The organism is Aliihoeflea sp. PC F10.4, assembly GCF_054612275.1.
Genome location: NZ_JBTSWH010000001.1, coordinates 3,659,254 through 3,684,527, shown reverse-complemented (window position 1 = coordinate 3,684,527; position 25,274 = coordinate 3,659,254). Strand labels below are relative to the sequence as shown.

Sequence of the window (25,274 nt, the reverse complement as noted above, 5' to 3'; positions counted from 1 at the left end):
CGCTTAAACGCTAAACCAGCCCGCGTTCCGTCGCTGCCTGTTTCAGGCTGAGCATGGGGCGCGGGCCGATCTGCTGGATGACCAACCCGGCGGCAAGCGATCCGAGCTTGCCGCAATCGGCAAGCGAACGGCTATTCGTGTAGCCATAAAGAAAGCCCGCCGCATAAAGGTCGCCCGCGCCGGTCGTGTCGACCAGTTCGGAAATCTCGATTGCCTCGACGATTTCGCGCTCCGCTCCGCGTACCACGACAGAACCACGCTCCGAGCGCGTGACGGCGGCAAGCTTGCAATCCTTGGCGATGGCGTCGAGACCGGCTTCGAACGAGGTCTGGTAGAGCGCCTTGAGTTCGTTTTCATTGGAAAAGACGATGTCGACGGTGCCGGAGCGCATGAGGTCGAGGAACTCGTCTCGGTAGCGATCGACGCAAAACGAATCCGACAAAGTCATCGCGACCTCGCGGCCGGCCTCGTGCGCGTGTCTGGCCGTCATGCGGATCGCGTCTTTCGCCAGTGGCGGGTCCCAAAGATAGCCCTCGAAATAAGTGACCTTGGCACCCTTCGCCTTGTCGGCCTCGACATCGTCGGGACCGAGTTCGACGCATGCGCCGAGATATGTGTTCATCGAGCGTTCGCCGTCCGGCGTGACGAAAATCATGGAGCGAGCGGTCGGCGGCGTGCCGGTCAGCGGCTTCGTGTCGAACGCGACGCCCTGCGCGCGGATGTCGTGCGTATAGACATTGCCGAGATGATCGGCCGAAACCTTGCCGAAATAGGCTGAGCGTCCGCCAAAGCTGGCGATGCCAGCGGCCGTGTTTCCCGCGCTTCCGCCCGACGCCTCGATGGCAGGTCCCATGCGCGAATAAAGGAGTTCGGCGCGTTCCGCGTCGATCAGGTTCATGGCACCCTTGATGATGTCGTTTTCCGCCAGAAACGCTTCGTCGCAGCGTGCGATGATGTCCACGATCGCGTTGCCGACGCACAGCACATCATAGTCGCTCATCAAGGTCTCCGGTCATCATGTCGGGGGAATAAAGGCGGGTTTATCCGTAGAGGCGTCGAAGTGCAAATGCGATTGCCTTGCCGCGGTGGTGCGCGCCGCCTATCTCACGCCAAACACGGGAACTCGCCGCATGATCCTGACCGCCGCACGCCGCGCCGCTGCAAACCTGACCGAACCGGAATTTCGCACGACGTTCTGGAAGACGATCGGGCTGACGCTGCTCGTCCTGATCGCGCTATGGTTCGGCCTGCGCTATCTGTTCGAGTGGCTTTTGCTGCCATGGCTGTCGGTGATGGCTCCCGACATGCCCGGCTGGGCCGAGCGCTGGGCAGACTGGTTCGGCGTCTTTGCGGGCATTGCGGCCGGGCTGGGTCTGGCAGCTGGACTGGCGCTCCTCATTGCGCCGGTCACCGCCATCATCGCCGGCCTTTTTCTCGACGACGTCGCCGAGGTGGTCGAAAAGCGGCAATACCCCGAAGACCCACCGGGAGAAGCGGTTCCACTCGTGCGGGCTGCGATCCTGTCGCTGAAATTCTTCGGCATCGTCATTCTCGGCAACCTTCTGGCCCTGACACTGCTTCTGGTGCCGGGCGTGAATTTGATCGCCTTTTTCGTCGTCAACGGCTATTTGCTAGGCCGTGAATTCTTCGAATTCGCCGCCATGCGCTTTCGCTCGGAGGACGAGGCGAAGGCGCTGCGCAAGCGCCATTCAGGTACTGTGCTGATCGCGGGCTTCATGATCGCCGCCTTGCTTGCCGTGCCTGTCCTCAATCTCGCGACGCCGCTCTTTGCGGCGGCGCTGATGGTGCATCTGCACAAGGCGATTTCGAAGCGGGATGCGCTCGCCTGATTACAAGCGGGCCAGCCGCTCCGTCAAAAGCGCGAAGAAACCGTCGGCATCGATGTCGCGCATGACTTTCGCGTTCTTTTCGCGGCCCGTGACGCCCCACCAGTCGACGACGGTGGCACCCATCGTCAGTTCGGACGCCGTTTCGATAGCCACGTTGCACTCCCGACCCATGAACAATTCGGGCTGGATGAGATAGGCGATTACGCATGGGTCGTGCAGCGGCCCGCCATCGGTGCCGTATTTGCTTTCATCGTAGCGCTCGAAGAAATCGAGAAGCTCGGCCGTCGCCTTGCCGACCGGAGTGTTGATGGCCCGGATGCCCTCGACGCGCGCGCGCGTCGTCAGCGCCTTGTGGGTCACGTCGAGCGGCATCATCACGATGGGCACACCCGAGCGGAACACGATGTCGGCCGCGTGCGGGTCAACATAGATGTTGAACTCGGCCGAAGGCGTCACGTTGCCCTGCTCGAAATAGCCGCCGCCCATAAGCACGATCTGCTTGATGCGGCTTGCGATCTTCGGTTCGCGGATCAGCGCCAGCGCAATGTTCGTCAGCGGCCCGAGGGGGCAAAGCGTCACGGTGCCCGGCTCTTCGGTCATCAGCGTGCGGACGATGAAGTCGACCGCGTGCTCGTCCTGCAAAGCCATGGTCGGCTCGGGCAGGTCCGGACCGTCGAGACCGGTCTTGCCGTGCACTTCTTCGGCGGTGACGAGTGCGCGCATCAACGGGCGTATAGCACCCGAATAGACTTTGACGTCTCGCCGGCCGGCAAGCTCGCAGATCTTGAGCGCATTCTTTCCCGTCAGCGAAAGCGGCACGTTGCCGGCGACGGCGGTGATGCCGACGATGTCGAGTTCGGGGCTTGCCAGCGCCAGAAGGATCGCCACGGCGTCGTCCTGACCGGGGTCCGTATCGATGATGATCTTGGCTGGCTGCGGCATGTGTCTCGTGTCCCTTCTGCGACTTGAACTGCGTATGGCGACAATCCATATCATAATCAACGGCCATGACGCCTTCGGGGTCGGGCCAGCACCGTCGCTCTTCGAGGACACGCATATGACGCGAATGACACCTTTTTCGAATCCGCTTTTGCTCGGTTTCGATACGATGGAAAAGACGCTGGAGCGCGTTGCCAAGGCGGGCGACAGCTATCCTCCCTACAATATCGAACGCATTTCCCCGGGCGAGAACGGCAACAATCGTCTGCGCATAACGCTTGCGGTCGCCGGGTTCGGCGAGAGCGATCTCGATGTGTCCATCGAGGAAAGTCAGCTCGTCGTGCGTGGCAAACAGGTCGATGACGGGACGCGCGAATTCCTGCACCGCGGCATCGCGGCGCGCCAGTTCCAGCGCATCTTCGTCCTTGCGGACGGCATGCGCGTGACGAGCGCGGCCTTGCGCAATGGCTTGCTGGAGATTGATCTCGACCGTCCGGAACCTGAAAGACTGGTAAAGAAGATCAACATTTCGGTGAAAGACTGATCCATGGGATCAGTCGGAACCGATAGCTCGGCTGCGGGTTGGTTCACTGAACGGCCCGCCATGCTCAGGAGGCTCAAATGACTGAGAATTATCACGAAAACCCGCTGACCAACGACGAACTTGCCCATCTGGGCGAGGGTACGGTGGCTTATCTGCGCCAGATGGACTCCGACGATCTGCGCGGCAAGTTCCCCGAGATGCCGGAGATCGCATCCGGCCTGAAATTGTGGGCGGTCTTCGCCGCTGATGGCCGGCCGATCCTTCTGACGGATCAGCGTGAAACCGCGCTGGCGGGCGCGATGCAAAACGATCTGACACCCGTCAGCATCCACTGACCGGGCAAAGAAAAGGCGGCTTCGAGCCGCCTTTTTCGTGTCGCGCCTGTTCGTTCAGGCCGCGCCGATGGCATTCTCCGAAAGGAAGCTGTGAATTGCCGACGCGTCCGTCGTGCCCCTGATCTTGGCGACGATGTCGCTGTCACGCAAAAGGCGGGCCGTGCGTGACAGGGCCTTGAGGTGATCGGCTCCCGCGCCTTCGGGCGCCAGAAGCAGGAAGACCAAATCCACGGGTTGATCGTCGAGCGCTTCGAAATCGATCGGCGTTGCAAGGCGTGCGAAGACGCCTGTGATGTGATCGATGCCCGCAAGCTTTCCGTGGGGAATGGCGATGCCGTTGCCAACGCCCGTGGAGCCGAGCCGTTCGCGTTGCAGGATGGTATCGAAGATTTCACGCTCGGGCAGACCGGTGATCGATGCCGCCTTTTCGGCAAGAAGCTGGAGAACCTGCTTCTTCGAATTCGCCTTGAGTGCCGGCATCACTGCCGACACTTCGATCAGATCGCTCAGATCCATGGAAAAAGCCTCTTGGATTGACCGGCGAGCCCCCGCCGCCGGTGCCTAGTTCGTGCCCAGGGCCGAAGACGGGTCGATCCAGCCGATATTCCCGTCCGGGCGACGATATACGATATTGACGAGGTCCGTTCCCGCATTGCGGAAGACGACGACCGGCGTGTCCTGGGTGTCGAGTTCGATGACCGCGTTGGCGACCGACAGGGTCTTGAGGGCGACGGTGGATTCGGCAACGACCGCGGGCGCGTAGTCGTCCGGCACTTCCTCGTCGTCATCGCCGACTGGCGCCATGACGCGGTAGGCCATGTCGACGGGATCGACACCGTTGGTGCCCGTATTGTGCGATTTCAGGCGGCGCTTGTAGCGACGCAGGCGCTTTTCGATGCGCTCGGCCGCACCGTCGAAAGCAAGTTGCGGGTCCTGCGCCTGGCCTGTGGCCTGGAGAACCATTCCGGTATCGATATGGATCGTACAGTCGGCGGTAAAACGTGAACCTGACTTCTCCACGGTGACGCGGCCTGAAAATCCGCCGTCGAAATACTTGTCGACGGCATCGCCGATCCGGCTTTCGATGCGCGCGCGGAACGCGTCGCCGATTTCCATGTGCTTTCCCGAAATACGCAGGCTCATGAGATGTATGACCTTCTGTTCATGCTGATCAAGGTGGTTTGCCCCCACCCGGACTACGTAGTCGAGTTTATACCCGTGACCAGCCTGCACAAGGTTTTCCCGCCCGATCTTTCACCCACTAACGTCGAATGGGGCGCGTCGGCGCATGAGGATTACCGGACGGCATCGACGCCCGGTTCGTTGCGGCGCGGCTTCTAGTCCCTAAACGCCATCTTGTCAACGAAGGCGCCAGAGCGCGGCGGCTTAAGCGGTCAGCGCCGCACGCGCGCGTTTTTCGCGCCGCCGCTGGACGGAGGAAGCGATGTTCATGCCCTCGCGATATTTCGCGACGGTCCGCCGGGCGATCTCGATTCCCTCCTTGACAAGGACGGCGACGATGGCGTCGTCGGAAAGGACGTTGCCCGGATGCTCCGCGTCGATCATCGCGCGGATGCGGTCGCGCACCGCCTCGGACGAATGCGCGTCTCCGCCGCCTGCGGCCGCGATGGCGACTGTGAAGAAATAGCGGAATTCGAAGACGCCGCGCGGCGTCATCATGAATTTGTTTGCCGTGACGCGGCTGACGGTCGATTCATGCATGCCGATCGCCTCGGCGACCTGCTTCAGGTTCAGGGGCCGCAGATGCCGCACGCCATGGGCCAGAAACGCGTCCTGCTGGCGCACGATCTCGGCTGCGACCTTGAGGATCGTCTTTGCGCGCTGGTCGAGCGAGCGCGCCAACCAATTGGCGCTCTGCAGGCATTCGGAGACGAATTCGCGGTCTCGGCTGTCGCGCGATCCGCGCGATACGGTTGCCGCATATGTCTGGTTGACGAGAACGCGCGGTAGCGCATCCGCGTTAAGGTCGATCGCCCACGAGCCGTCCGGCGCGGCGCGCACGACCACGTCGGGTTTGATGATTTCCGCCGTCTCGACGGTGAAGGCGTGGCCGGGCCGCGGGTCGAGCCCGCGCAATTCGGCCAGCATGTCGAGAAGGTCGGCCTCATCGACCCCGCACAGCCGCTTCAGGCCTGCGAAATCGCGCCGTGCGACGAGTTCCAGATTGCCGATCATCGCAGCCATTGCCGGATCGAGCCTGTCGCGGGCGCGCAATTGCAGCGAAAGACACTCGGAAAGATCACGCGCGAAAAGACCGGCCGGATCGAACGTCTGGCAGGAGGCTAGAACGTGCTTGACATCGCCTTGCGCCGCGCCGAGGCGATCGGCGATTTCGCCGATGTCGGCGCGCATATAGCCGTCGTCGTCGAGCGCGTCGGCCAGTTCGCCGGCAATCAGCCGATCCTTCGGATCGCGGATGGTGAGGGCGATCTGTTCACGCACATGCTGGCGCAGATCGGGCCGCGCCGCCGTGAGTTCGAGAAAATCGAAATCATTGTCGACCTGGCCGGTTGAAACCCGGCTGGACGAGGGCAAGGCACCGATGCCCGGTTCGTCGGGAAAGACGTTTTCGAGCGACGTGTCGAGCTGGTCGGACATGCGCTGCGAGCTCGACTGGTCGCTGGCATCGAACCATTGGTCGACACCGTCCTCGGAGGACGGTTCGCTACCCGAAGGCTCGTCATTGACGGGTTCCTCGGCTTCTGCTCTTTCCAGAAGCGGGTTGCGCTCGATTTCGGCATCGATGAACGCGTCGAGCTCGAGCTGGGTGAACTGCAGCAGACGGATCGACTGCAGCAATTGCGGTGTCATCACCAGCGATTGCGATTGCCGCAGTTGTAGTCTCGCGCCAAGCCCCATATTGCCCTGTCCCGTCAGGATCGTGATCGACCTCTTGTCAGGGCAACAAAACTGGCCCGGGACTTGCTTGTCAAGACGATCGGGCGTTTTCCGGGTCGGATTTGGCTAAAGAGTAAACCCTTCGCCCAGATAAAGCCGCCGAACATCCGGGTTGGCGACGATTTCGGGCGGCCGGCCGTGCGTGAGTACTTGTCCGGCATGGATGATATAGGCGCGGTCGATCAGGCCGAGCGTCTCGCGCACATTGTGGTCGGTGACCAGAACGCCGATGCCGCGCGAGGTCAGTTGCCGCACCAGATGCTGGATGTCGGAGACGGCGATCGGATCGACGCCGGCGAAAGGCTCGTCGAGCAGCATGAACTTCGGATTGCTGGCGAGCGAGCGCGCGATTTCGAGGCGGCGGCGCTCGCCGCCCGACAGCGAGATGGAGGTCGCCTTGCGCAGATGCGCGATGTGGAACTCGTCCAGAAGCTCGTCGAGGCGCTCCTCGCGCCGTGCGCGGTTCTTTTCGGTGATTTCAAGGATGCCGCGAATGTTCTGTTCGACCGAAAGGCCGCGAAAAATGGAGGCCTCCTGCGGCAGATAGCCGATACCGAGCCGCGCACGCCGATACATCGGCAGCGACGTCACGTCGTTGCCGTCGATCTCGATCGTGCCCTGATCGACGGGGACGAGCCCGGTGACCATGTAAAAGCACGTCGTCTTGCCGGCGCCGTTCGGTCCGAGAAGTCCCACCGCTTCGCCGGCGCGTACGCCGATCGAAACGCCCGAGACGACCTGGCGGCCCTTGTAGCTCTTCGTCAGCCCGCGTGCGATGAGCGTGCCCTTGAAGCGGCTGCGGTCGTCGGCGGCCGCCTGCGGCTCGCCCGCAATGTCCGTCTGGTTCAGCATGCCGGGTTACTGGCCTCGCGAACCCGGCTGAAGCAGCATACGTACACGCCCGCCGCCCTGACTGCCGCAGCCGTCAAGATTGGCGACGCCCGTGCTCATCTGAACGGTCAGCGCGCAGCCGACGATGACGTTATCGCCTTCCGTCAGGACGACCTCGCTGCCCGTCAGCGTGAGTTGGTCGGTGCGCATGTCGAACGTGCCGCGGTCGCCGGTCGCGACCTGCGTCGCGGTCGCGATATGGACAGTACCCTCGACTTCGAGGCGCTCGATATCAGACGAACCGGTCGACGGCGTCGAGCCGCCAGCTCCGTCACTGACATAGTGGACCACCATGCGCCCGGCGCGCAGCGTCGTCTCGCCCTGCACGACCTGCACATTTCCGGTGAAGACAGCCGTTCCCTCGTTGTCGCGAACCTCCAGCCGGTCGCTTTCGATCTCGATCGGCTGGTCGCCTTCGAGTTGCAGCCCGGACATGCGCCCGGTCTGCTGCGCGTGCGCGGTCGCCGTCAGCATCAACGCGATCCCCATCGCGCACAGTGCGGGCAAGCCGCCGATCCCCCTCATCATTGCATCACCCCGTTTGTCGTGGCCGCCGATTGCAGCTTGTCGCCTTCGATGCGCATGCGCACCCGGTTTTCGAAGATCATGATCGTACCATCATCGATGATCTGCATGGAGTCGGCGCTAACGCGCGTGCCGTCAAGATCGATTTCGACCGGATCGGACGTTTCCAGTGTTCCAGACGAAATATCGACCGATGCCGACTGGAAGCGGGCGTCGATGCCCTTTTCCGTGCGTGCCCGCATCGGGCTCGTCACTTCCAGGCGATTGGCGGCGCGGTCGAACGTTCCGGTTTCGGCCGTCACGGTGATCCAGTCGTCCGCGTCGAGCGGCAATCTGGCGTCGATGCCCTCGAGATCGATGCGGTTGCCGTCGCCGATCAACTGAGATGCGCGCGAGGCCGTCATCGAATAGGCGCGGTTATCGGAGGTGAAGCCGTCGAGCTTGGGGTCCTGCATCACGAGGCGGCCGTTTTCGACCGAGGTGGAACCGAGCTGGAAGCCGAGCGAGCCTGGCGAGGAAATATAGATCGCTGCGATGAAGACGGCGGCGAATACAATCGCGCCGATCGGCAAAACAGTCTTCAAAAGGCGCACGCGGCGCGAATGACGACGTGCCTTTTCGAACGGATCGTTCGATATCTCCAAGCGTGTCATTGCCAGTACCTTTGTCGGATCTGCGGTCGCCAAGGGGCGGAGCCTTGCGGCTTTTGCGTGAAAAACAACATCAGAGCAAGCACGGCCAGCGAAGGAAGCCTATCGCCTGCGGTACCTGAAATTTCGATGAACAAAAATCTCCGCGGACTTATTAGCGGCCAATATGGTGTTTTTCCGGCTGATGAAAAGGTCTATGCCGCGCGCAAACGGCGCTGCTGCCCCTTCTATCGCCGCGCGCCTTGCAGTAAGACAGCGGGTTCTGACCCACCCTTTTGACGAGAGGACGAGGCGGCATGGCCGGACGAGCCGACGATCTGATCGACCGCAGGCGGCTGCGGCGCAAACTTTCCTTCTGGCGCATTGCCGCAATCGTGCTTGTTGCGGCGATTGTCGTGGGCGCGGCGAGCTATTTCTGGCGCGGCGCAACGGGCGCGGCTGCAAGCCACATCGCCCGGATCAACATCCACGGCACGATCACCGAGGATGACGAACTTTTGAAGCGGCTGGAGCGCGTCCGCGAATCCGCGCTCGTCCAGGGCGTCGTCCTTCATATCAACTCGCCGGGCGGCACGACCGCGGGTGGCGAGGCGCTGTTCGAGGAAATCCGTAAGCTTGCGGCCGAAAAGCCAGTCGTGGCGCAGGTTGGAACGCTCGCCGCTTCAGCAGGCTACATGGTGGCGAGCGCCGCCGATCATATCGTCGCGCGTCAGTCGTCCATCGTCGGTTCGATCGGTGTCCTGATCCAGTATCCGGACCTGACGGGGCTGATGGAAAACTGGGGCATCGGGGTCGATGGCGTGAAATCCTCGCCGCTGAAGGCCGAGCCGTCGCCCTTCACGCCGACGACCGACGAGGAACGCGCCATGATCCGCGCGCTGGTCATGGACAGCTACGACTGGTTCGTCGGCCTCGTGGAGGATCGCCGCTCGATGTCGCGGCAGGAGGTTCTGGCTCTTGCCGACGGGTCGATCTTCACCGGACGTCAGGCGCTCGAAAGCCGTCTGGTGGATACGCTCGGCGGCGAAGACGAAGCGGTCGCGTGGCTGGGCACGCGCGGCGTCGACGGCGACCTTTCGGTGGTCGAATGGAGACCGCGCAACGAGGGCGGCTGGTTCTCGCTCGGATCGCAGGCGACGATCGCCGGGCTGATCGGACTGGACCGGCTGGCGGACGACCTTTTTGCAAAGGCCGGGCTGGAGCCGTTGTTTCTTGACGGCCTCGTATCGGTCTGGCAACCTCGCGCCTCTTTGAAGGCCGACTAAAAAACGAATGAAATCATCTAGCTAGATGCGGTGTCCTAACAGAGGGATAGAGCGATGATCAAATCAGAACTGGTGCAGACGATTGCCAACCGCAATCCGCATCTCTTCCTGCGCGACGTGGAAAATATCGTCAACGCGATCTTTGACGAGATCGCAGACGCACTGGCGCAGGGCAATCGCGTCGAGTTGCGCGGCTTCGGCGCTTTTTCGGTCAAGAACCGGCCCGCGCGCACCGGCCGGAACCCGCGCACCGGCGAGGCCGTTGAAGTCGAGGAAAAATGGGTTCCCTTCTTCAAGACGGGCAAGGAACTGCGTGAGCGACTGAACGTCGACGCGCCGTCCTGACGCTCTTCAAACGCAACAGCAGGAAGCACGCATGCGCAAATTCATCGGCCTCGCCGTCTACATTCCGGTCGCGATCATCCTGATCGCCGTCGCGGTGGCGAACCGCGGCTGGGTGCCGCTGTCGATCGATCCGTTCAACGCCGACAATCCGGCGCTGACGGTCGAAGCGCCGCTTTTCGTGCTTTTGTTCCTGGCGCTGATCCTCGGCATGTTTCTCGGCTCGATCGCGACCTGGATGCGCCAGGCGCCCTACCGGAAGATGGCGCGTCAATATCGGTCGGGCCATAGCGAGCCGGTCGACGCCGCCGGCAAGGCGGTCGCCCGTCCGCGCGCCTGAGCGTCAGCGTTCAGCCGAACGAACGAACTCCGCGATCGCTTCTACCACGCCCGTCGCCAGCGGCAGGTCCGGGTCGACATAGGTCGCAATATTGCCCGCCCGGTCGCCTGCAGGCGCGACTTTCAAAACGTGGTTCATCTCGGGAATGATCAAAAACTCCGCCGACGGATAGGCGGCGGCGAGACGCGCGGCGTCGTCCTCGCCGATCTGCATGTCGCGCCCGCCCTGAACGATCTTTAGCGGAACATGCACATTCCCAATGAGGCTGGCGGGATCGCGCCCGAAAGCGTCGATCAGGAAAGGCTGGATCGCCGGTGAAAAAAGGCCGCCAAGCGCCGGATTCATGGTGGTGACGTCAACGGTCTCGCCTGCTTCCAGCGCCTCGACGGCACGTTCGGCATCCTCCATCAGCGGCGCGTTGGCCGCATCGGCGCGCAATTGCGTCAAGATCGTCTGGCCAAGCGGGCGCGAGGGCGTGGCGACGAGGATGAGACCACACAAATTCTCCGCCTGTTGCGCGGCGACGAGCGCGGTCAGCCCGCCTTCGCTATGGCCGAGCAGGAATGCGCAATGCGCGCCGGTTGCCTCCATTGCGGTATCGATCCACGCCTGCGCGTCGGCGGCATAGTCATCGAAGGTGACCGCGTTGGGATCGCCGAAATCGCCGGTGCTGGCGAACAGGCCCCTTTTGTCGACGCGGATCGTTGGCACGCCTTCGGCAGCGAGGTCTTCGGCCAGAAGGCGATAGGGTGCGGCACTGATGCCGAGCGGGCTGTTACCGTCGCGGTCGGTGAGGCCGGACCCGGGAATGATGACGACAGGCGGGGTTACGGCCGGACTTTCGGGAGTCGTCAGCATACCCGCCAAAGGCCCGTTTTCGACCTCGACGAAAATCTCGCGCTCTTCGGCAATCGCAGGCGTCGCCAGAAGCGTGGCGGCGAGGAAAGCGGCTTTTTTCAACGTCAGGTTCCCTCGATTTCCTCGATCAGCGGCGCAAGCCCCGACAGATCGTCCATTTCACGGTAGCGCGGATTGGCTTCCGGCTTTTCGGCATGTTCGTAAGTCCATGTCAAAGCATGCGGAATATAGACGCCCCAGCTTCCGACTTCGAGCGCAGGAAGGACGTCGGACTTGAGCGAATTGCCGATCATCATTGCGTTCTGCAAATTACCCGCGAAGACGCGCCGGTAGGTCGCCGCCGACTTGTCCGAGACGATCTCGATGGCGTCGAAATGATCGCCGAGCCCTGAGGCGGCGAGCTTGCGCTCCTGATCGAAGAGATCGCCCTTGGTGATCAGCACGAGCCGGTGCCGGCCCGCGAGCGCTTCGAGCGTCTCGGTGACATAAGGCAACGTTTCGACCGGATGGCGCAGCATCTCTCGTCCGGCGGCAAGAAGCTTCGCGATCGTCTCGGCGGGAATTTTGCCGTCGGTCACTTCGATCGCCGTCTCGATCATCGAAAGCGTGAAGCCTTTGATGCCGAAGCCGTAATGTCCGAGATTGCGCTTTTCGGCTTCCAGCAGGCGTTCGGTCAGGTGCTCTTTTTCGGCGTGGTCGGCGAGGAGTTCGGCAAAATGCGCCTCGGTCATGCGGAAGAACTGCTCGTTCTGCCAGAGCGTGTCGTCGGCATCGAAGCCGATCGTGTGAAGTTTTTGCGCCATGTCCGCGTTCTAATGCCTCCATGAGCATCGGAAAAGCCGCTTTCCTTGCGATATCCGCGCCTCTATGTCAGAAGCGCGCGACCGTTTTCCAGGAGACATCAGAAGTTGAAGCCGAAGGAGCGCCAGAAGCGCCGCGACAGGCAAGACAGGCCCGAACGCGCACCGCGCGAGGCGACGCCGGCTCAAAAGCCCGTGCGCGACCTGTCGCGCCGCACTGGCGCGCTGCCCGCCGAAAGACTGCCGTTGATCCTCGAAGTCGAACCCAATGACGACTACGCGCTGATCGATTCCGGCGCGGGGCAGAAACTCGAGCAATATGGCCCCTACCGTATCGTGCGTCCCGAGGGGCAGGCGATCTGGCAGCCGGCGCTCGGCCCCCGCGACTGGGAGAATGTCGACGCGATTTTCACCGGCGACACGGACGAGGAGGGGATGGGCCGCTGGCGCTTCCCGAAAACCGCGCTAGGCGAGACCTGGCCGATGAAGCATGACGGCATCGATTATCTCGGCCGTTTCACCTCGTTCCGCCATGTCGGCGTCTTTCCCGAACAGGCTTCGCACTGGCGTCAGATGGAAGACTGGATCAAGGCGGCGAAGCGCCCGGTCAAGGTGCTGAATCTTTTCGGCTATACCGGCCTTGCCTCGCTCGTCGCAGCGCGCGCCGGCGCGGAAGTCACCCATGTCGACGCATCGAAGAAGGCGATCGGCTGGGCACGCGAAAATCAGGACATGGCCGGTCTTGCCGACAAGCCGATCCGCTGGATCTGCGAGGATGCGATGAAGTTCGTCGAGCGCGAGGAACGGCGCGGCAACGGCTACGACATCATCCTGTTCGATCCGCCTGCCTACGGGCGTGGACCAAAGGGCGAGGTCTGGCAGCTTTTCGAGGATTTGCCGGCGATGGCCGACATCTGTCGCGCGATCCTGACCGAAAAGCCGATCGGCGTCGTATTGACCGCCTATTCGATCCGCTCGTCCTTCTTCGCGATCCATGCGCTGATGCGCGATATTTTCGCCAGCCGCGGCGGGCGCGTGGAATCGGGCGAACTCATCATCCGGGAAAAGTCTGCCGGCCGGGCGCTCTCGACCTCGTTGTTCTCGCGCTGGGTGGCCGAATGAGCGAGCATCGAACCCCGCGTGTCGGGCAGGTGAAGGAAATCACCAGCCTTTCGAACCCGATCGTCAAGGACATCAAGGCGCTTGCGCTGAAGAAGTATCGCGACGAGCAGAACGCCTTCATGGCCGAGGGCCTGAAGCTTGTCATCGATGCGCTCGACGGTGGCTGGACGATCCGCACGCTGATTTATTCCAAGGCCGGGCGAGGCAATCCGGCGGTCGAGAAGGTCGCCTCCCGCACCGTCGCGAGCGGTGGGCTGGTTCTGGAAGTTTCCGAAAAGGTGCTCGGTGCGATCACGCGGCGCGACAATCCGCAAATGGTGGTCGGCGTTTTCGAGCAGAAGTTGACAAAGCTCGCCGACATCGCGCCATCCGGCGACGATGTGTGGATCGCGCTCGACCGGGTGCGCGATCCGGGCAATCTGGGCACCATCATTCGCACGGTCGACGCGGTCGGCGCGAAAGGCGTCATCCTCGTCGGCGAGACGACCGATCCGTTCTCGCTGGAAACGGTGCGCGCCACGATGGGCTCGGTCTTTTCCGTACCGGTGGCTCGCGCGGCTCCCGATGCGTTCCTGCAATGGATGGCGAAGACGAAGGCGGCGCTGATCGGTACGCATCTGAAGGGCTCGGTCGATTACCGCACGCCGTCATACGCAGGCCGGCCGGTCGTTCTCCTGATGGGCAACGAGCAGCAGGGCCTGCCCGAGAATCTGGCCGCGGCCTGCGAAGAACTGGTGCGCATTCCACAGGCAGGGCGGGCGGATTCGCTCAATCTGTCGGTCGCCACCGGCATCATGCTTTATGAAGTGCGCCGCGCTGCGCTCGCAATCGGAGACAGACTGTGACCGTCAACCGCAAAACATTGATCGGCTACGGTCTGGTCGTCATCCTCGCCGTCGCGGTGGACCAGTGGATCAAATATGCTGTCGAGACCGGCATGGCGATGCATGAGCGCATCGAGATACTGCCGTTCTTCTCGCTGTTTCGCACGCACAATACCGGCATCGCGTTTTCGCTTCTGTCGGACTTCGGCTCCGTCGGCCTCGTCGTCCTGACGACGGTGGTGACCGGCTTCGTGCTCTATCTCGCCCGGCAGACGGACGCGCATCAGCGCTGGGCGCGCATCGGTTTCGCGCTGATCATCGGCGGCGCGATCGGCAACCTCATTGACCGGGTCTTTCTCGGCTATGTGGTGGATTACCTGCTCTTCCACCTGCCAAACTGGTCCTTCGCGGTGTTCAATCTCGCCGACGCCTTCATCACTGTCGGCGCGGGGCTGGTCATCGTGGAGGAACTGATCGCCTGGCGCAAAAGCCGGCGCGCCGGGAACTCGCAGCTCGAAGATTGACGCAGGACGGGCAAGGTCCCAAAGTCCGGGCAACAAGGGCACGGATCAGGGAGTGAGCATGCCGGACAGCTTCAAGGCCATCCTCGTCAGCCGCGACGAGAACAAGGTGCAGTCGGTCGACGAGGTCGAACTGACGGATGCCGACCTGATGGACGGCGACGTGACCGTCTCGGTCGAAGCGACCACGGTCAACTACAAGGACGGACTGGCCATCACCGGCAAGGCGCCGGTCGTGCGGCGATGGCCGCTCATTCCCGGTATCGATTTCGCTGGCACGGTGACGTCGTCGAGCCATCCCGACTGGAAGGAAGGCGACAAGGTCGTGCTCAATGGCTGGGGTGTTGGCGAAACGCATCACGGCGCTTATGCGGCCCGCGCCCGCGTCAACGGCGACTGGCTGGTCAGGCTGCCTGACGGCATCAGCGCGCGCGACGCGATGGCGGTCGGCACCGCCGGCTATACGGCGATGCTGTGCGTCATGGCGCTGGAGCGGCATGGCATCGTGCCGGCGCGTGGTCCGGTCGTCGTTACGGGCGCAGCCGGCGGCGTCGGCTCCGTCGCGATCGCCATCCTCGCAAGGCTCGGCTACCACGTCATCGCCTCGACGGGGCGCACGTCCGAAACCGCCTATCTGAAATCGCTCGGCGCGCAGGACATCATCGACCGCGAGGAACTGTCCCAGCCCGCCAAGCCGCTGAACAAGGAGCGCTGGGCCGGCGGCATCGACGCGGTCGGCAGCAACACGCTGGCGAACGTCCTGTCGATGACGTCCTATGGCGGCGCAGTGGCCGCGTGCGGCCTTGCCGGCGGCATGGACCTGCCGACCAGCGTCATGCCCTTCATCCTGCGCGGTGTGTCGCTGCTCGGCGTCGATTCGGTCATGGCTCCGCGCGCGCTTCGCGAGGAAGCGTGGCGGCGCATCGCGACCGATCTCGACACGGCAAAGCTTTCCGACCTGTCGACGACGATCCCCTTCTCCGGCATCCGGCAAGCGGCGCAGGACATCGTCGAAGGCAAGATACGCGGCCGCGTCGTCGTCGAGATGTGAAATGCTGCGTGTGGCCGTCAACACGCTTGCAATTATGGCGGCCGCCTTCCTGCTTTTGATGGCGGTGGTCGCCTTTTTCGTCGGCTCGCATCCGGTCGTCGTTGCTGCATTGGCGGTTTGCGGCCTCGGTATTGCGGCGGCGCGTTTTTTTAGAGCAAACGTGTCACGCGTCGAACTCGAGGACGCCGTGCGCAAGGCTCGGGAGGCAGAGGCGGCGGACGCGGCCAAATCGCGCTTCGTCGCAACTGTCAGCCACGAAATCCGAACGCCGATGAACGGCATCATGGGCATGGCGCGGCTGCTCGGCCAGACGGAACTGACGCCCGAACAGGCGACCTATGTGGGTGCCATCACGACATCGTCGAACGCGCTTCTGGCTCTGGTCGAGGATCTGCTCGATCATTCGAAGATGGAAAATGGCCGGCTCGAACTCGATTTGCGCCCGGCATCGCCACGCGAACTTGCCGAAAACGTCGTCGAACTCTTGGCTTCGCGCGCACATGCAAAGGGCATCGGCCTAGGGCTCCATGTCGCGCGCGACGTGCCCGACCGGGCCATTTTCGACGGCGGCAAGATGCGCCAAGTTCTGCTCAATCTCGTCGGCAACGCGATAAAGTTCACCGACCGTGGCGGTGTCCTCGTCGCCGTCTCTTGCCGAAACGCGCACGGCCGCGCCATGCTGCGTTTCGAGGTGCGCGATACGGGACCGGGGCTGGAACCCGCCGATCTGGAACGCATCTTCCATGAATTCGAACAGGCCGGCGAGGAAACGGCCTCGCGTCAGGTCGGAGCCGGGCTCGGCCTCGCGATCTCGCGGCGGATCGCCGAGGCGATGGGCGGTGAACTTTCGGCGACGAGCCAACGCGGCGAAGGCTCGGCCTTCACGGCCGAGATTCCGGTGGACGTCCTCGATCATGCCGCGATGGCGGCGGATGCGCTCGTCGGCAACCGGGTTCTGATCGTGTCGCGCAACGGCATCGAAAGCGAGGCGATGCGCCTGACCATCGCCGACAATGGCGGTATCGCAACTGCCGCGAAGAGCGTCGAGGAGGTGGGGCGGATCGAGACCGACGGCCACGACATACTCATCATCGATGCCGAGCTTGAGGACGATCGGGGCACGGCATTGACCCGTTTGCGCGAGGCGCTCGGCGGCTCAGCGCGTGCAATCATTTTCATCGATCCTAAGGCGCGGGGCCGGGTCGGACATTTCCGCGCTCACGGATATGCCCATTTCCTGCCGCGCCCCTTGCGCCGCGACACGCTATTGAAGGTGCTGCTCGACGATGTCGGCCATCGCGATTCGCAAAGACCGCTCACCCGCACGCCATCCGGTGCCGCGCTCGCCGTTCTGGTCGCCGAGGACAACGAGATCAATGCGCTTTTGGCGCGGTCGGCCCTGACGCGTGCCGGCCACCGCGTGGATATCGTGTCCAACGGGCGGCAGGCCGTGGAAGCCGCGACCTCGCGGCCGGGCATGCGGCATGACGTCATTTTGATGGACTACCAGATGCCGGTCATGGACGGCATGGAGGCGATCGCGGCAATCCGCGCCCATGAGAGCGCGAACGGCCTGCTGCCGGTGCCGATCATCGTCCTGACGGCGGATGAACGCGCCGAGATCAGCGAGGCGATGCTTGCACGCGGGGCCAACGGCGTTCTCGCCAAGCCGGTCGATCCCGAGCACCTGATCTCGGCGCTGGAAGCCCTTCGCGCCTGACCGCGCTATGACTTTTCCGGCCTGTCATGCTAGTGTTGCGATGCGCCTGTAACCCCCTCTTCACGAGGTGGAGACAGGCAGATGAACCCGATCCTTCTTCCGAGCCAAGAGACGACCGGCCTTGTCATGACGGATGAGACCTTTGCGCCCCATCGGAGAGACGGCCTTCTCGGCCGCATCGGTACCCTCGAAGTGCGCCTCGCCATAAGCGACGCCGAGGTCGAGGCAGCGCAGTGCCTGCGCTATCGCGTTTTCTTCGCCGAGCGCGGCGTGACGGGAGATGCTGCGCTTGCGCGCGATGCCGATCGGTTCGACGCGGTGTGCGACCATCTTCTCGTGCTGGATGCGTCGCTTCCGGGGCCTGATGAGGCACGCGTCGTCGGCACCTACAGGCTGTTGCCGCAGGCAAAGGCGATCGCTTCGGGCGGCTTCTATTCGAATCAGGAATTCGATCTTGGCGGGCTTGCCTCTCGGCTTCCAGGTCTCAACATTCTCGAGCTCGGCCGTTCCTGCGTTCTCCCGGCCTATCGCTCGAAGCGCACGGTAGAGCTTTTGTGGCAGGGCATCTGGGCCTATACGCGCCATCGCGGCATCAATCTGATGGCAGGCTGCGCTTCCTTCGATGGGATCGTGCCCGCGCGCCATGCCGAAGCGCTCTCCTTCCTGCATCACAATTGCCGCGCGGAAGGGGACTTCTCCGTGCGCGCGGTCGATGATCGCTTTCACACGATGGACCTGATGCCGGCCGAAGCTGTGCAGGCCCGTCAGGCGCTCGCCGCCATGCCGCCGCTGATCAAGGGCTATCTGCGTTTGGGTGCCATGGTGGGCGAAGGTTGCGTGGTGGATGAGCCGTTCGGGACGACCGACGTGTTCGTCATTTTGCCCGTGGAAAAGATTTCGGCACGCTACATCGCCTATTATGGGGCCGATGCCGAGCGCTTCGCCGCCTGAAATCCTGGCTACTTTTCCCAGTCCGTTCCGATCGCTTCTTCGTCGCGGGCGCGTGCGTCCTTCACGACCTCCTGCGCATCCTTGATGTCGCCGCTATCCGGGGTGTCGGGTCGCGAATGTGCCTTTTCCTCGTCGCAGAACAACAACTCGAACAGCACGGGAAAATGATCGGAGCCGCTGGCGGCAAGCCGCTCCATGCCGACCAGTCGAAACTCGGGCGAGTGGAAAAGGTGGTCGAGCGGCCAGCGCAGGAACGGCAGGCGCGCATCGAAGGTGGAAAAGACGCGCCGGCCGATGCGCGGATCGAGCAGCCCGCTGACCTTGCGAAATCGCTCGGTCGTTAGCGACCATGCAACGTCGTTCAAATCCCCGGTGACGATGACGGGCAGGGTCTCGTCCTTCACCTTGAGTGCGGCGAGCGCCGTCTCGCCGTCGCGGCCTTCGGTGCCCTTGTGGGGGACTGGCGGTTCCGGATGGAGGCAGTAAAGCCGGAATGATCGTCCGTCCTCGACGGTGACGGTGGCGATGACGGACGGCACGCCATCGGTCAGAAGCTCCTCCACCGTTAAATTCGACAGGGGAAGCTTCGACGCTACGATCATGCCGTAGGAATTGTCGCGCGCCTCGTCGACGACGTGGTCATAGGTATCGAGCAGCGAGGCAAGGCCGTCGCGCCACTTGTCGTCGACTTCCATGAAGACGGCGATGTCGGGGTCCACGCGCGCGATTTCCGTGCGCATGGCCTCATAGCGGTCATTACCCATCTTGACGTTGGCAGAGGCAAGCTTGAGCGAGACGCCCTTGTCGCCGGGGCCGGCATCGACAGTCTGCTTGCGCCACAAGGGCGTGTAACGGACGATATGCCTGCCCTGGATGACGATGATGGCCGCGAGCGCCATTTGCATGACGCGCCAGGCGGTCTCGTCGCCGCCGAAGACGGTGCTGGCTATCAAAAGCGCCAGCGCGAGCCAGAAGATTTGCTGGCGCGGAAAGTCGCCGACGCGCACGATGCCGTGCGAGGCGGGCAGGAACGGCAGGACGGTCGCGACGACGAGAAAGAGCGTGAACGCGGCAATTGTCAGGAACACGCAATTTTCTCCGGGAAAGCGGGCAAGTGAACCATAATGTGTTTCCCCGCCCGGCGTTCCAGCGAGGCGAGGTTCAGCTTACCGAACTGTAGGCGGCGATGGCCGCCATGTTGACGATGTCGCTGTCCTTGGCGTTCAGCGAGACGATCTGGACCGGCTTGTTAAGCCCGACGAGTAACGGCCCGATGACAGTGCATCCGCCCAGTTCCTGAAGCATCTTCGTGGCGATGGACGCCGAGTGAAAGGCCGGCATGACAAGGACGTTCGCCGGGCCGGAAAGCCGGCAGAACGGATACTGTGCCATCAGCTTCGGGTTGAGCGCGACATCGGCGGCCATTTCGCCGTCATATTCGAAATCGACGCGGCGCTTGTCGAGAAGCCTGACCGCCTCCTGCACGCGCTCGGAGCGCTCGCCGGCCGGATGCCCGAAGGTGGAATAGGCGAGCATGGCGACGCGGGGTTCATACCCCATCCGTCGCGCGAACCCGGCCGCTTCCTCCGCGATGTCGGCGATCTCGACGGCGTTCGGCATGTCGTGGACGGCGGTGTCCGCGACGATGACGGTGCGCCCGCGGCACAGGGCGATGGAAGCGCCGATGACGCGGTGGCCGGGCCGTGCGTCGATCGTGCGGCGCACGTCGTCGAGAACGGTCGAATAGTTGCGCGTAACGCCCGTCACCATGCCGTCGGCGTCGCCGAGCGCGACCATCGTCGCGGCGAAATGGTTGCGGTCGTTGTTGATGAGGCGTTGCGCATCGCGGAAGAGATAGCCCTTTCGTTGCAGGCGCTCATAGAGATAGTCGGCATAAATGCCGTTGCGGCGCGACAGGCGTGCATTGATGATCTCGATGCCGGGTCGGTCGAGATCGACACCGGCATTGCGGGCGTTTTCCGCAATCACGTCGTCGCGGCCGAGCAGGATCGCCGTGCCGAGCTTCTGGCTGGCATAGGAGACGGCGGCGCGCATGACCTGTTCTTCCTCGCCTTCGGCAAAGACGATACGCTTGGGCTGGCGGCGCACGCGGTCGTAGATGCGCTGGAGCGTCGAGGCGATCGGGTCGCGCCGCGCCGACAGTTCCTGCTGGTACTTTTCAAGGTTGAGGATCGGCTTGCGCGCCACGCCGGTATCCATCGCAGCGCGGGCGACGGCCGCCGGAATGGCCGAGATCAGGCGCGGGTCGAACGGCACGGGGATGATGTAGTTCGGGCCGAATTTCGGCCGGTTGCCCTGATAGGCGGCCGCCACGTCGTCCGGCACGTCCTGACGGGCAAGATCGGCGAGCGCCTGTGCGGCGGCAACTTTCATATCGTCATTGATGGTCGTCGCGCGTACGTCGAGCGCGCCGCGGAAGATGTAGGGGAAGCCGAGGACGTTGTTGACCTGATTGGGATAATCGGAACGCCCCGTCGCCATGATCGCGTCGGTACGGATTTCGGCGACTTCCTCCGGCGTGATCTCGGGATCGGGGTTGGCCATGGCGAAGATGATCGGGTTCTTGGCCATCGACTGAACCATGGCCGGTGTCAGCGCGCCCTTGGCCGACAGGCCGAAGAAGACGTCCGCGCCTTCGACGGCGTCGGCCAGCGAACGCGCCTTGGTCGGCGCGGCGTGCGCCGACTTCCACTGGTTCATGCCCTCTTCGCGGCCCTGATAGACGACGCCTTTGGTGTCGCACAGGATGACGTTGGACGGCGTAAAGCCGAGCGACTTGACGAGTTCGATACAGGCGATGCCGGCCGCGCCCGCGCCGTTACAGACGAGCTTCGTCGTCGCCATGTCGCGACCGGTCAGATGCAGCGCGTTGATGAGGCCGGCGACCGCGATGATCGCGGTGCCGTGCTGGTCGTCGTGAAAGACGGGAATGTCCATCACCTCGCGCAGACGCTGCTCGATGATGAAGCATTCGGGGGCCTTGATGTCCTCGAGGTTGATGCCGCCGAAAGAGGGGCCGAGAAGCTTGACGCAGTTGATGAACTCGTCGGCGTCCTCGGTGTCGACTTCGAGGTCGATGGAATCGACATCCGCGAAGCGCTTGAAGAGCACGGCCTTGCCCTCCATCACCGGCTTGGAGGCCAGTGCGCCCAGATTGCCGAGACCGAGGATCGCGGTGCCGTTCGAAATGACGGCGACCATGTTGCCGCGCGTCGTGTAGTCGAAGGCGCGGGACGGGTCCTCCGCGATCGCCTTGACCGGAACCGCCACCCCCGGAGAATAGGCCAGCGACAGGTCGCGCTGCGTCGCCATCGGCTTGGTCGGGTTGATCTCCAGCTTTCCGGGCCGCCCCTGCGCATGGAAATCGAGCGCTTCGGCAGGGCTGACGGACGGCGTGGACGGTTCGGTCTTTTTCGGCATGATATTCGTTTTTCCTCCGGCCCGGTCGCGTTCTTGTGGAGTTTTGCCGGGCATTTGCGAATAAGGCTACACTTCGCCGCTGTAAATCGCCAAGCAGGGAGACCAAGTTTTTCGATGTCAGCGTCGAAGGCCGACATGAACCAGCATATGCCCGTTCCACAAGCCGGCGGTGGCACGCCGATGATCGAACAGTTCATCGAGATCAAGGCGGCGAATCCCGATTCGCTCCTGTTCTACCGCATGGGCGATTTCTACGAGTTGTTCTTCCATGATGCGGAAGTGGCCGCGCGTGCGCTCGGCATCACGCTGACCAAGCGCGGCAAGCATCGCGGCGAGGATATCCCGATGTGCGGCGTGCCGGTCCACGCTGCCGACGACTATCTGCAAAAATTGATCGGGCAGGGCTTTCGTGTCGCGGTTTGCGAGCAGGTGGAAGACCCCGCCGAGGCGAAGAAGCGCGGCTCGAAATCGGTCGTGCGGCGCGATGTGGTGCGGCTCGTCACGCCCGGCACGATCACCGAGGAAAAGCTGCTCGCGCCTGCGGAAGCCAGTTACCTGATGGCGCTCGGGCGCACGCGCGGCTCCGACGAGCTTGCATTGGCGTGGATCGACATTTCGACCGGCGCCTTCAAGGTTTGCCGCACGAATGCCGAGTGTCTTTTGACCGACATATTGCGCGTCGATCCGCGCGAGGTGGTCATGGCCGACACGGCGTTTCACGAGCCGGAATTGCGCGCGACCTTCGACGTCATCGGCCGCCTCGCCAATCCGCAGCCGGCGACCCTTTTCGATTCATCCGCCGCTTCCGGCCGCATTGCGCGGTTCTACGAGGTCGCCACGCCGGACAGCTTCGGCGAGTTTTCGAGGGCCGAGCTTTCGGCGATTGCAGGCGTCATCGCCTATATCGAAAAGACGCAAAAGGCCGAACGTCCGCCGCTCGCCTTTCCCGAGCGCGAGGAGGAAGGGACGAGCCTCTTCATCGACGCGGCCACGCGCGCCAATCTGGAGCTTTTGCGCACATTGTCGGGCAGTCGCGACGGCTCGTTGCTGAAAGCCATCGACCGCACTGTGACGGGCGGCGGCGCGCGGCTTTTGGCCGACCGGCTGATGTCGCCGCTGACCGATCCCGCTGCGATCAATGCGCGACTCGATGCGGTCTCGTTTCTGATTTCCGAGCCGCGTCTTTGCGAAAGCCTGCGCGCGGTTTTGAAGGGCGCGCCGGACATGCCGCGCGCGCTCTCGCGCCTTGCGCTGAATCGCGGCGGCCCGCGCGACATGGGTGCGATCCTTGCCGGGCTCGACGCTGCCCGACAGCTTGCCGAGCTTTTGCAGGCCGCCATGCTGCCGGCCGAACTCATCGACGCATGCGAGGCGCTGGCCGGCCTACCCGCGTCGCTTCATTCGCATCTGGCGACGGCGCTGGCGGACGAACTGCCGCTCCTGAAGCGCGACGGCAGTTTCGTCGCCAAGACCTATGACGGCGAACTCGACCAGATGCGCGGCCTTCGCGACGATACGCGTCGCGTGATCGCGGGCATGGAGCGCGATCTCGTCGAGGAAACCGGCATCCGCTCGCTGAAGATCCGGCACAACAACGTGCTCGGCTATTATATCGAGGTGACGGCCGGAAACAGCGGCGCGCTGACCGAGGGGGATGCGGCGAAGGCGCGCTTCATCCATCGCCAGACGATGGCGAATGCGATGCGCTTCACCACGACGGAACTTGCCGAACTTGAAACGAAGATCGCCAACGCCGCCGACCGCGCGCTCCAGATCGAGCTTGGCGTCTTCGATCGTCTGCTAGGCGAAATCGTCGGCCATGCCGACGCGCTGCGCAAGGGCGCTGCGGCGCTCGCCGCGATCGACGTTGCTTCGTCGCTGGCCGTTCTCGCCGAACAGGAAAATTACGCCCGACCGCTCGTCGATGACAGCCTCGCCTTCGAGATCGAGGGCGGCCGCCACCCGGTCGTGGAACAGGCGCTGCGCCGTCAGGTGGCCGATCCGTTCGTGGCCAACGATTGCGATCTGTCGCCGGTGGACGGCGAAAAGAACGGCGCGATCTGGCTTCTGACCGGCCCCAACATGGGCGGTAAGTCGACCTTCCTGCGCCAGAACGCGCTGATCGCCATCCTCGCCCAGACCGGCTCCTTCGTGCCGGCGCGAAAGGCGCATGTCGGTGTCGTCGACCGCCTGTTTTCCCGCGTCGGTGCGTCGGACGATCTGGCGCGCGGGCGCTCAACTTTCATGGTCGAAATGGTCGAGACAGCGGCGATCCTCAATCAGGCGGGCGAGCGGGCGCTGGTCATTCTGGATGAGATCGGGCGCGGCACGTCCACTTTTGACGGGCTGTCGATCGCGTGGGCGGCGGTGGAATATCTTCACGAGAAAAACCGCTGCCGCGCGATCTTCGCCACCCACTTCCACGAGATGACGGCGCTGTCTGAAAAGCTCGCCCGCCTCGCCAATGTCACCATGAAGGTGAAGGAATGGGAGGGCGACGTCGTCTTCCTGCACGAGGTTGGGAAGGGTGCGGCGGACCGGTCCTACGGCGTGCAGGTGGCGCGGCTTGCGGGCCTGCCCGACGCCGTCGTCGCCCGCGCCCGCGAAGTTCTCGGGCAGTTGGAGGCCGGCGAGACGAGCGGCAAGGCCGAGCGGCTGATCGACGATCTGCCGCTCTTTTCCGTCGCCGCGCGAAAGGCCGAGCCGAAACCCGTTGCGGACAACCGGCTTGGCGAAGCGCTCGCCGCGATCAACCCGGACGACATGACCCCTCGCGAGGCGCTGGAGGCGCTCTACCGGCTGAAGGTGGAGGCGAAGGGGTGATCGACGAGCCACAGGCCATGCCGCCACCCCGGCCACTACCGGCACGCCGCCGGCTGCCGGTGGTAGCATTCGCCGCCATCGCGGTCCTTCTCGGGCTTTGGTTGGGCGTCCTGCTGGTGGCGCTCTTGCGTGGTCAGGTTGCCGGGATGACTTTCGAGGCAGCATCCGCGCGCTACACCGTGATGGCTGCGATCGCTTTCGTAGCCATTGCCGTGACCGTCGATCTCATGGTCGCGCGCTTGTGGGCGCCTGCGCCCTTGCCCGGCTCCGGCCTTTGGGCAGCGATGCGCGTTCGGTGGCAACGCGACCGGACCGAAGAGGAATTCGCCAAGACTGTAAAGGTCTTGCTGATATGTCTCGGCCTCATCGGAGTGATCGTCTTGTTGGCTGTCGCACCGTTTCAGGTTCTAATCGGCATCGTCATCGTTTTTGCATGTCTGTGGGCGGGCGACCAGGTCGTCATGATCTGTCGGAATGCGCGCTATCGCTATTTTCCCAGTATCGTATCGGCGCTTTCAGGCGGAGCGTTCATCGGCCTCATCATCGGATATTTCGGCTCCTGA

Annotated in this window: 27 protein-coding genes; 15 read left to right on the top strand and 12 right to left on the bottom strand. The window is 63.4% G+C overall.

The genetic code is table 11. From position 1 onward, the window contains the following. Positions 1-10 precede the first annotated feature (10 nt). Positions 11-1,000 (bottom strand): adenosine kinase, encoded by a 990-nt coding sequence (locus ACX82Z_RS18490; protein WP_459590487.1) that lies wholly within the window; start codon positions 998-1,000, stop codon positions 11-13. Positions 1,001-1,130: 130 nt separating this feature from the next. Between ACX82Z_RS18490 and ACX82Z_RS18485 the strand changes: the two genes are divergently transcribed. Then, positions 1,131-1,850, top strand: a complete 720-nt coding sequence (locus tag ACX82Z_RS18485) for a sulfate transporter family protein (protein WP_459590485.1) — start codon at positions 1,131-1,133, stop codon at positions 1,848-1,850. Here ACX82Z_RS18485 and ACX82Z_RS18480 read toward each other — a convergent pair whose 3' ends face one another. Then, positions 1,851-2,792, bottom strand: a complete 942-nt coding sequence (locus ACX82Z_RS18480) for a nucleoside hydrolase (RefSeq protein WP_459590483.1) — start codon at positions 2,790-2,792, stop codon at positions 1,851-1,853. Positions 2,793-2,907: 115 nt separating this feature from the next. On the opposite strand from ACX82Z_RS18480, the gene ACX82Z_RS18475 reads away from it, so the two are divergent. Together ACX82Z_RS18475 and ACX82Z_RS18470 are read left to right on the top strand one after the other, a co-directional pair. Then, positions 2,908-3,333, top strand: coding sequence for an Hsp20 family protein (locus ACX82Z_RS18475; RefSeq protein WP_459590481.1), 426 nt, complete (start codon positions 2,908-2,910; stop codon positions 3,331-3,333). A 77-nt stretch (positions 3,334-3,410) separates the two neighbouring features. After that, positions 3,411-3,668 (top strand): BQ00720 family protein, encoded by a 258-nt coding sequence (locus ACX82Z_RS18470; RefSeq protein ID WP_459590479.1) that lies wholly within the window; start codon positions 3,411-3,413, stop codon positions 3,666-3,668. A gap of 54 nt (positions 3,669-3,722) precedes the next feature. Here the strand turns inward: ACX82Z_RS18470 and ptsN are convergent, their stop codons facing one another. Further along, positions 3,723-4,184, bottom strand: coding sequence for a PTS IIA-like nitrogen regulatory protein PtsN (gene ptsN / locus ACX82Z_RS18465; RefSeq protein WP_459590477.1), 462 nt, complete (start codon positions 4,182-4,184; stop codon positions 3,723-3,725). 45 nt (positions 4,185-4,229) lie between these two features. Beyond that, a complete protein-coding gene (hpf, locus tag ACX82Z_RS18460; RefSeq protein ID WP_459590475.1) occupies positions 4,230-4,811 on the bottom strand; it encodes a ribosome hibernation-promoting factor, HPF/YfiA family in 582 nt (193 codons plus the stop codon). A 3-nt stretch (positions 4,812-4,814) separates the two neighbouring features. Between hpf and ACX82Z_RS18455 the strand changes: the two genes are divergently transcribed. Next, positions 4,815-5,009 (top strand): hypothetical protein, encoded by a 195-nt coding sequence (locus ACX82Z_RS18455; RefSeq protein WP_459590473.1) that lies wholly within the window; start codon positions 4,815-4,817, stop codon positions 5,007-5,009. Between the two features lie 45 nt (positions 5,010-5,054). On the opposite strand, the gene rpoN is transcribed toward ACX82Z_RS18455, so the two are convergent. The 4 genes from rpoN to lptC all read right to left on the bottom strand — a co-directional run bounded on the left by rpoN (position 5,055) and on the right by lptC (position 8,656). Then, positions 5,055-6,548 (bottom strand): RNA polymerase factor sigma-54, encoded by a 1,494-nt coding sequence (gene rpoN / locus ACX82Z_RS18450; protein WP_459590472.1) that lies wholly within the window; start codon positions 6,546-6,548, stop codon positions 5,055-5,057. 105 nt (positions 6,549-6,653) lie between these two features. Then, a complete protein-coding gene (gene lptB, locus ACX82Z_RS18445) occupies positions 6,654-7,439 on the bottom strand; it encodes an LPS export ABC transporter ATP-binding protein (protein ID WP_459590471.1) in 786 nt (261 codons plus the stop codon). Positions 7,440-7,445: 6 nt separating this feature from the next. Then, entirely contained in the window at positions 7,446-8,006 is a 561-nt protein-coding gene (locus tag ACX82Z_RS18440) for an LptA/OstA family protein (protein WP_459590470.1), read from the bottom strand. Continuing rightward, positions 8,003-8,656: an LPS export ABC transporter periplasmic protein LptC gene (gene lptC, locus ACX82Z_RS18435; protein ID WP_459590469.1), complete on the bottom strand. Its 654-nt coding sequence runs from the start codon at positions 8,654-8,656 to the stop codon at positions 8,003-8,005. The genes ACX82Z_RS18440 and lptC overlap by 4 nt, the downstream gene beginning before the upstream one ends. 293 nt (positions 8,657-8,949) lie before the next feature. Between lptC and sppA the strand changes: the two genes are divergently transcribed. Genes sppA through ACX82Z_RS18420 form a run of 3 tightly spaced genes read left to right on the top strand, consistent with a single transcriptional unit; the run spans position 8,950 to position 10,600 of the window. Beyond that, the gene (gene sppA / locus ACX82Z_RS18430) at positions 8,950-9,918 is read left to right on the top strand and encodes a signal peptide peptidase SppA (protein WP_459590468.1); all 969 of its coding nucleotides are present in this window, start codon (positions 8,950-8,952) and stop codon (positions 9,916-9,918) included. Between the two features lie 54 nt (positions 9,919-9,972). Beyond that, positions 9,973-10,263 (top strand): integration host factor subunit beta, encoded by a 291-nt coding sequence (locus ACX82Z_RS18425; protein WP_459590467.1) that lies wholly within the window; start codon positions 9,973-9,975, stop codon positions 10,261-10,263. A gap of 31 nt (positions 10,264-10,294) precedes the next feature. Continuing rightward, positions 10,295-10,600: a DUF1049 domain-containing protein gene (locus tag ACX82Z_RS18420; RefSeq protein ID WP_459590466.1), complete on the top strand. Its 306-nt coding sequence runs from the start codon at positions 10,295-10,297 to the stop codon at positions 10,598-10,600. A 3-nt stretch (positions 10,601-10,603) separates the two neighbouring features. Here the strand turns inward: ACX82Z_RS18420 and ACX82Z_RS18415 are convergent, their stop codons facing one another. Both ACX82Z_RS18415 and ACX82Z_RS18410 read right to left on the bottom strand, forming a co-directional pair. After that, positions 10,604-11,560, bottom strand: coding sequence for an alpha/beta hydrolase (locus ACX82Z_RS18415; protein WP_459590464.1), 957 nt, complete (start codon positions 11,558-11,560; stop codon positions 10,604-10,606). A 2-nt stretch (positions 11,561-11,562) separates the two neighbouring features. Next, on the bottom strand, positions 11,563-12,261 hold the full coding sequence (locus tag ACX82Z_RS18410) for an HAD family hydrolase (protein WP_459590463.1): 699 nt from the start codon (positions 12,259-12,261) through the stop codon (positions 11,563-11,565). A 192-nt stretch (positions 12,262-12,453) separates the two neighbouring features. Between ACX82Z_RS18410 and ACX82Z_RS18405 the strand changes: the two genes are divergently transcribed. The 6 genes from ACX82Z_RS18405 to olsB all read left to right on the top strand — a co-directional run bounded on the left by ACX82Z_RS18405 (position 12,454) and on the right by olsB (position 18,447). Then, positions 12,454-13,380 (top strand): class I SAM-dependent methyltransferase, encoded by a 927-nt coding sequence (locus tag ACX82Z_RS18405; RefSeq protein ID WP_459911871.1) that lies wholly within the window; start codon positions 12,454-12,456, stop codon positions 13,378-13,380. Then, positions 13,377-14,225, top strand: a complete 849-nt coding sequence (locus tag ACX82Z_RS18400) for a TrmH family RNA methyltransferase (protein WP_459590461.1) — start codon at positions 13,377-13,379, stop codon at positions 14,223-14,225. The genes ACX82Z_RS18405 and ACX82Z_RS18400 overlap by 4 nt, the downstream gene beginning before the upstream one ends. Next, positions 14,222-14,728 (top strand): signal peptidase II, encoded by a 507-nt coding sequence (lspA, locus tag ACX82Z_RS18395; protein ID WP_459590460.1) that lies wholly within the window; start codon positions 14,222-14,224, stop codon positions 14,726-14,728. The genes ACX82Z_RS18400 and lspA overlap by 4 nt, the downstream gene beginning before the upstream one ends. 58 nt (positions 14,729-14,786) lie before the next feature. After that, the gene (acuI, locus tag ACX82Z_RS18390) at positions 14,787-15,776 is read left to right on the top strand and encodes an acrylyl-CoA reductase (NADPH) (protein WP_459590458.1); all 990 of its coding nucleotides are present in this window, start codon (positions 14,787-14,789) and stop codon (positions 15,774-15,776) included. A 1-nt stretch (position 15,777) separates the two neighbouring features. Further along, positions 15,778-17,496, top strand: a complete 1,719-nt coding sequence (locus tag ACX82Z_RS18385; RefSeq protein WP_459590457.1) for an ATP-binding protein — start codon at positions 15,778-15,780, stop codon at positions 17,494-17,496. An 81-nt stretch (positions 17,497-17,577) separates the two neighbouring features. Next, positions 17,578-18,447, top strand: a complete 870-nt coding sequence (gene olsB, locus ACX82Z_RS18380; RefSeq protein WP_459590456.1) for a l-ornithine N(alpha)-acyltransferase — start codon at positions 17,578-17,580, stop codon at positions 18,445-18,447. A gap of 8 nt (positions 18,448-18,455) precedes the next feature. On the opposite strand, the gene ACX82Z_RS18375 is transcribed toward olsB, so the two are convergent. Together ACX82Z_RS18375 and ACX82Z_RS18370 are read right to left on the bottom strand one after the other, a co-directional pair. After that, positions 18,456-19,535, bottom strand: a complete 1,080-nt coding sequence (locus ACX82Z_RS18375) for an endonuclease/exonuclease/phosphatase family protein (RefSeq protein ID WP_459590454.1) — start codon at positions 19,533-19,535, stop codon at positions 18,456-18,458. A 73-nt stretch (positions 19,536-19,608) separates the two neighbouring features. Next, on the bottom strand, positions 19,609-21,888 hold the full coding sequence (locus tag ACX82Z_RS18370) for an NADP-dependent malic enzyme (RefSeq protein WP_459590452.1): 2,280 nt from the start codon (positions 21,886-21,888) through the stop codon (positions 19,609-19,611). A 135-nt stretch (positions 21,889-22,023) separates the two neighbouring features. Between ACX82Z_RS18370 and mutS the strand changes: the two genes are divergently transcribed. After that, positions 22,024-24,711, top strand: coding sequence for a DNA mismatch repair protein MutS (gene mutS / locus ACX82Z_RS18365; protein ID WP_459911869.1), 2,688 nt, complete (start codon positions 22,024-22,026; stop codon positions 24,709-24,711). Beyond that, positions 24,708-25,274: a hypothetical protein gene (locus tag ACX82Z_RS18360; protein ID WP_459590451.1), complete on the top strand. Its 567-nt coding sequence runs from the start codon at positions 24,708-24,710 to the stop codon at positions 25,272-25,274. The genes mutS and ACX82Z_RS18360 overlap by 4 nt, the downstream gene beginning before the upstream one ends.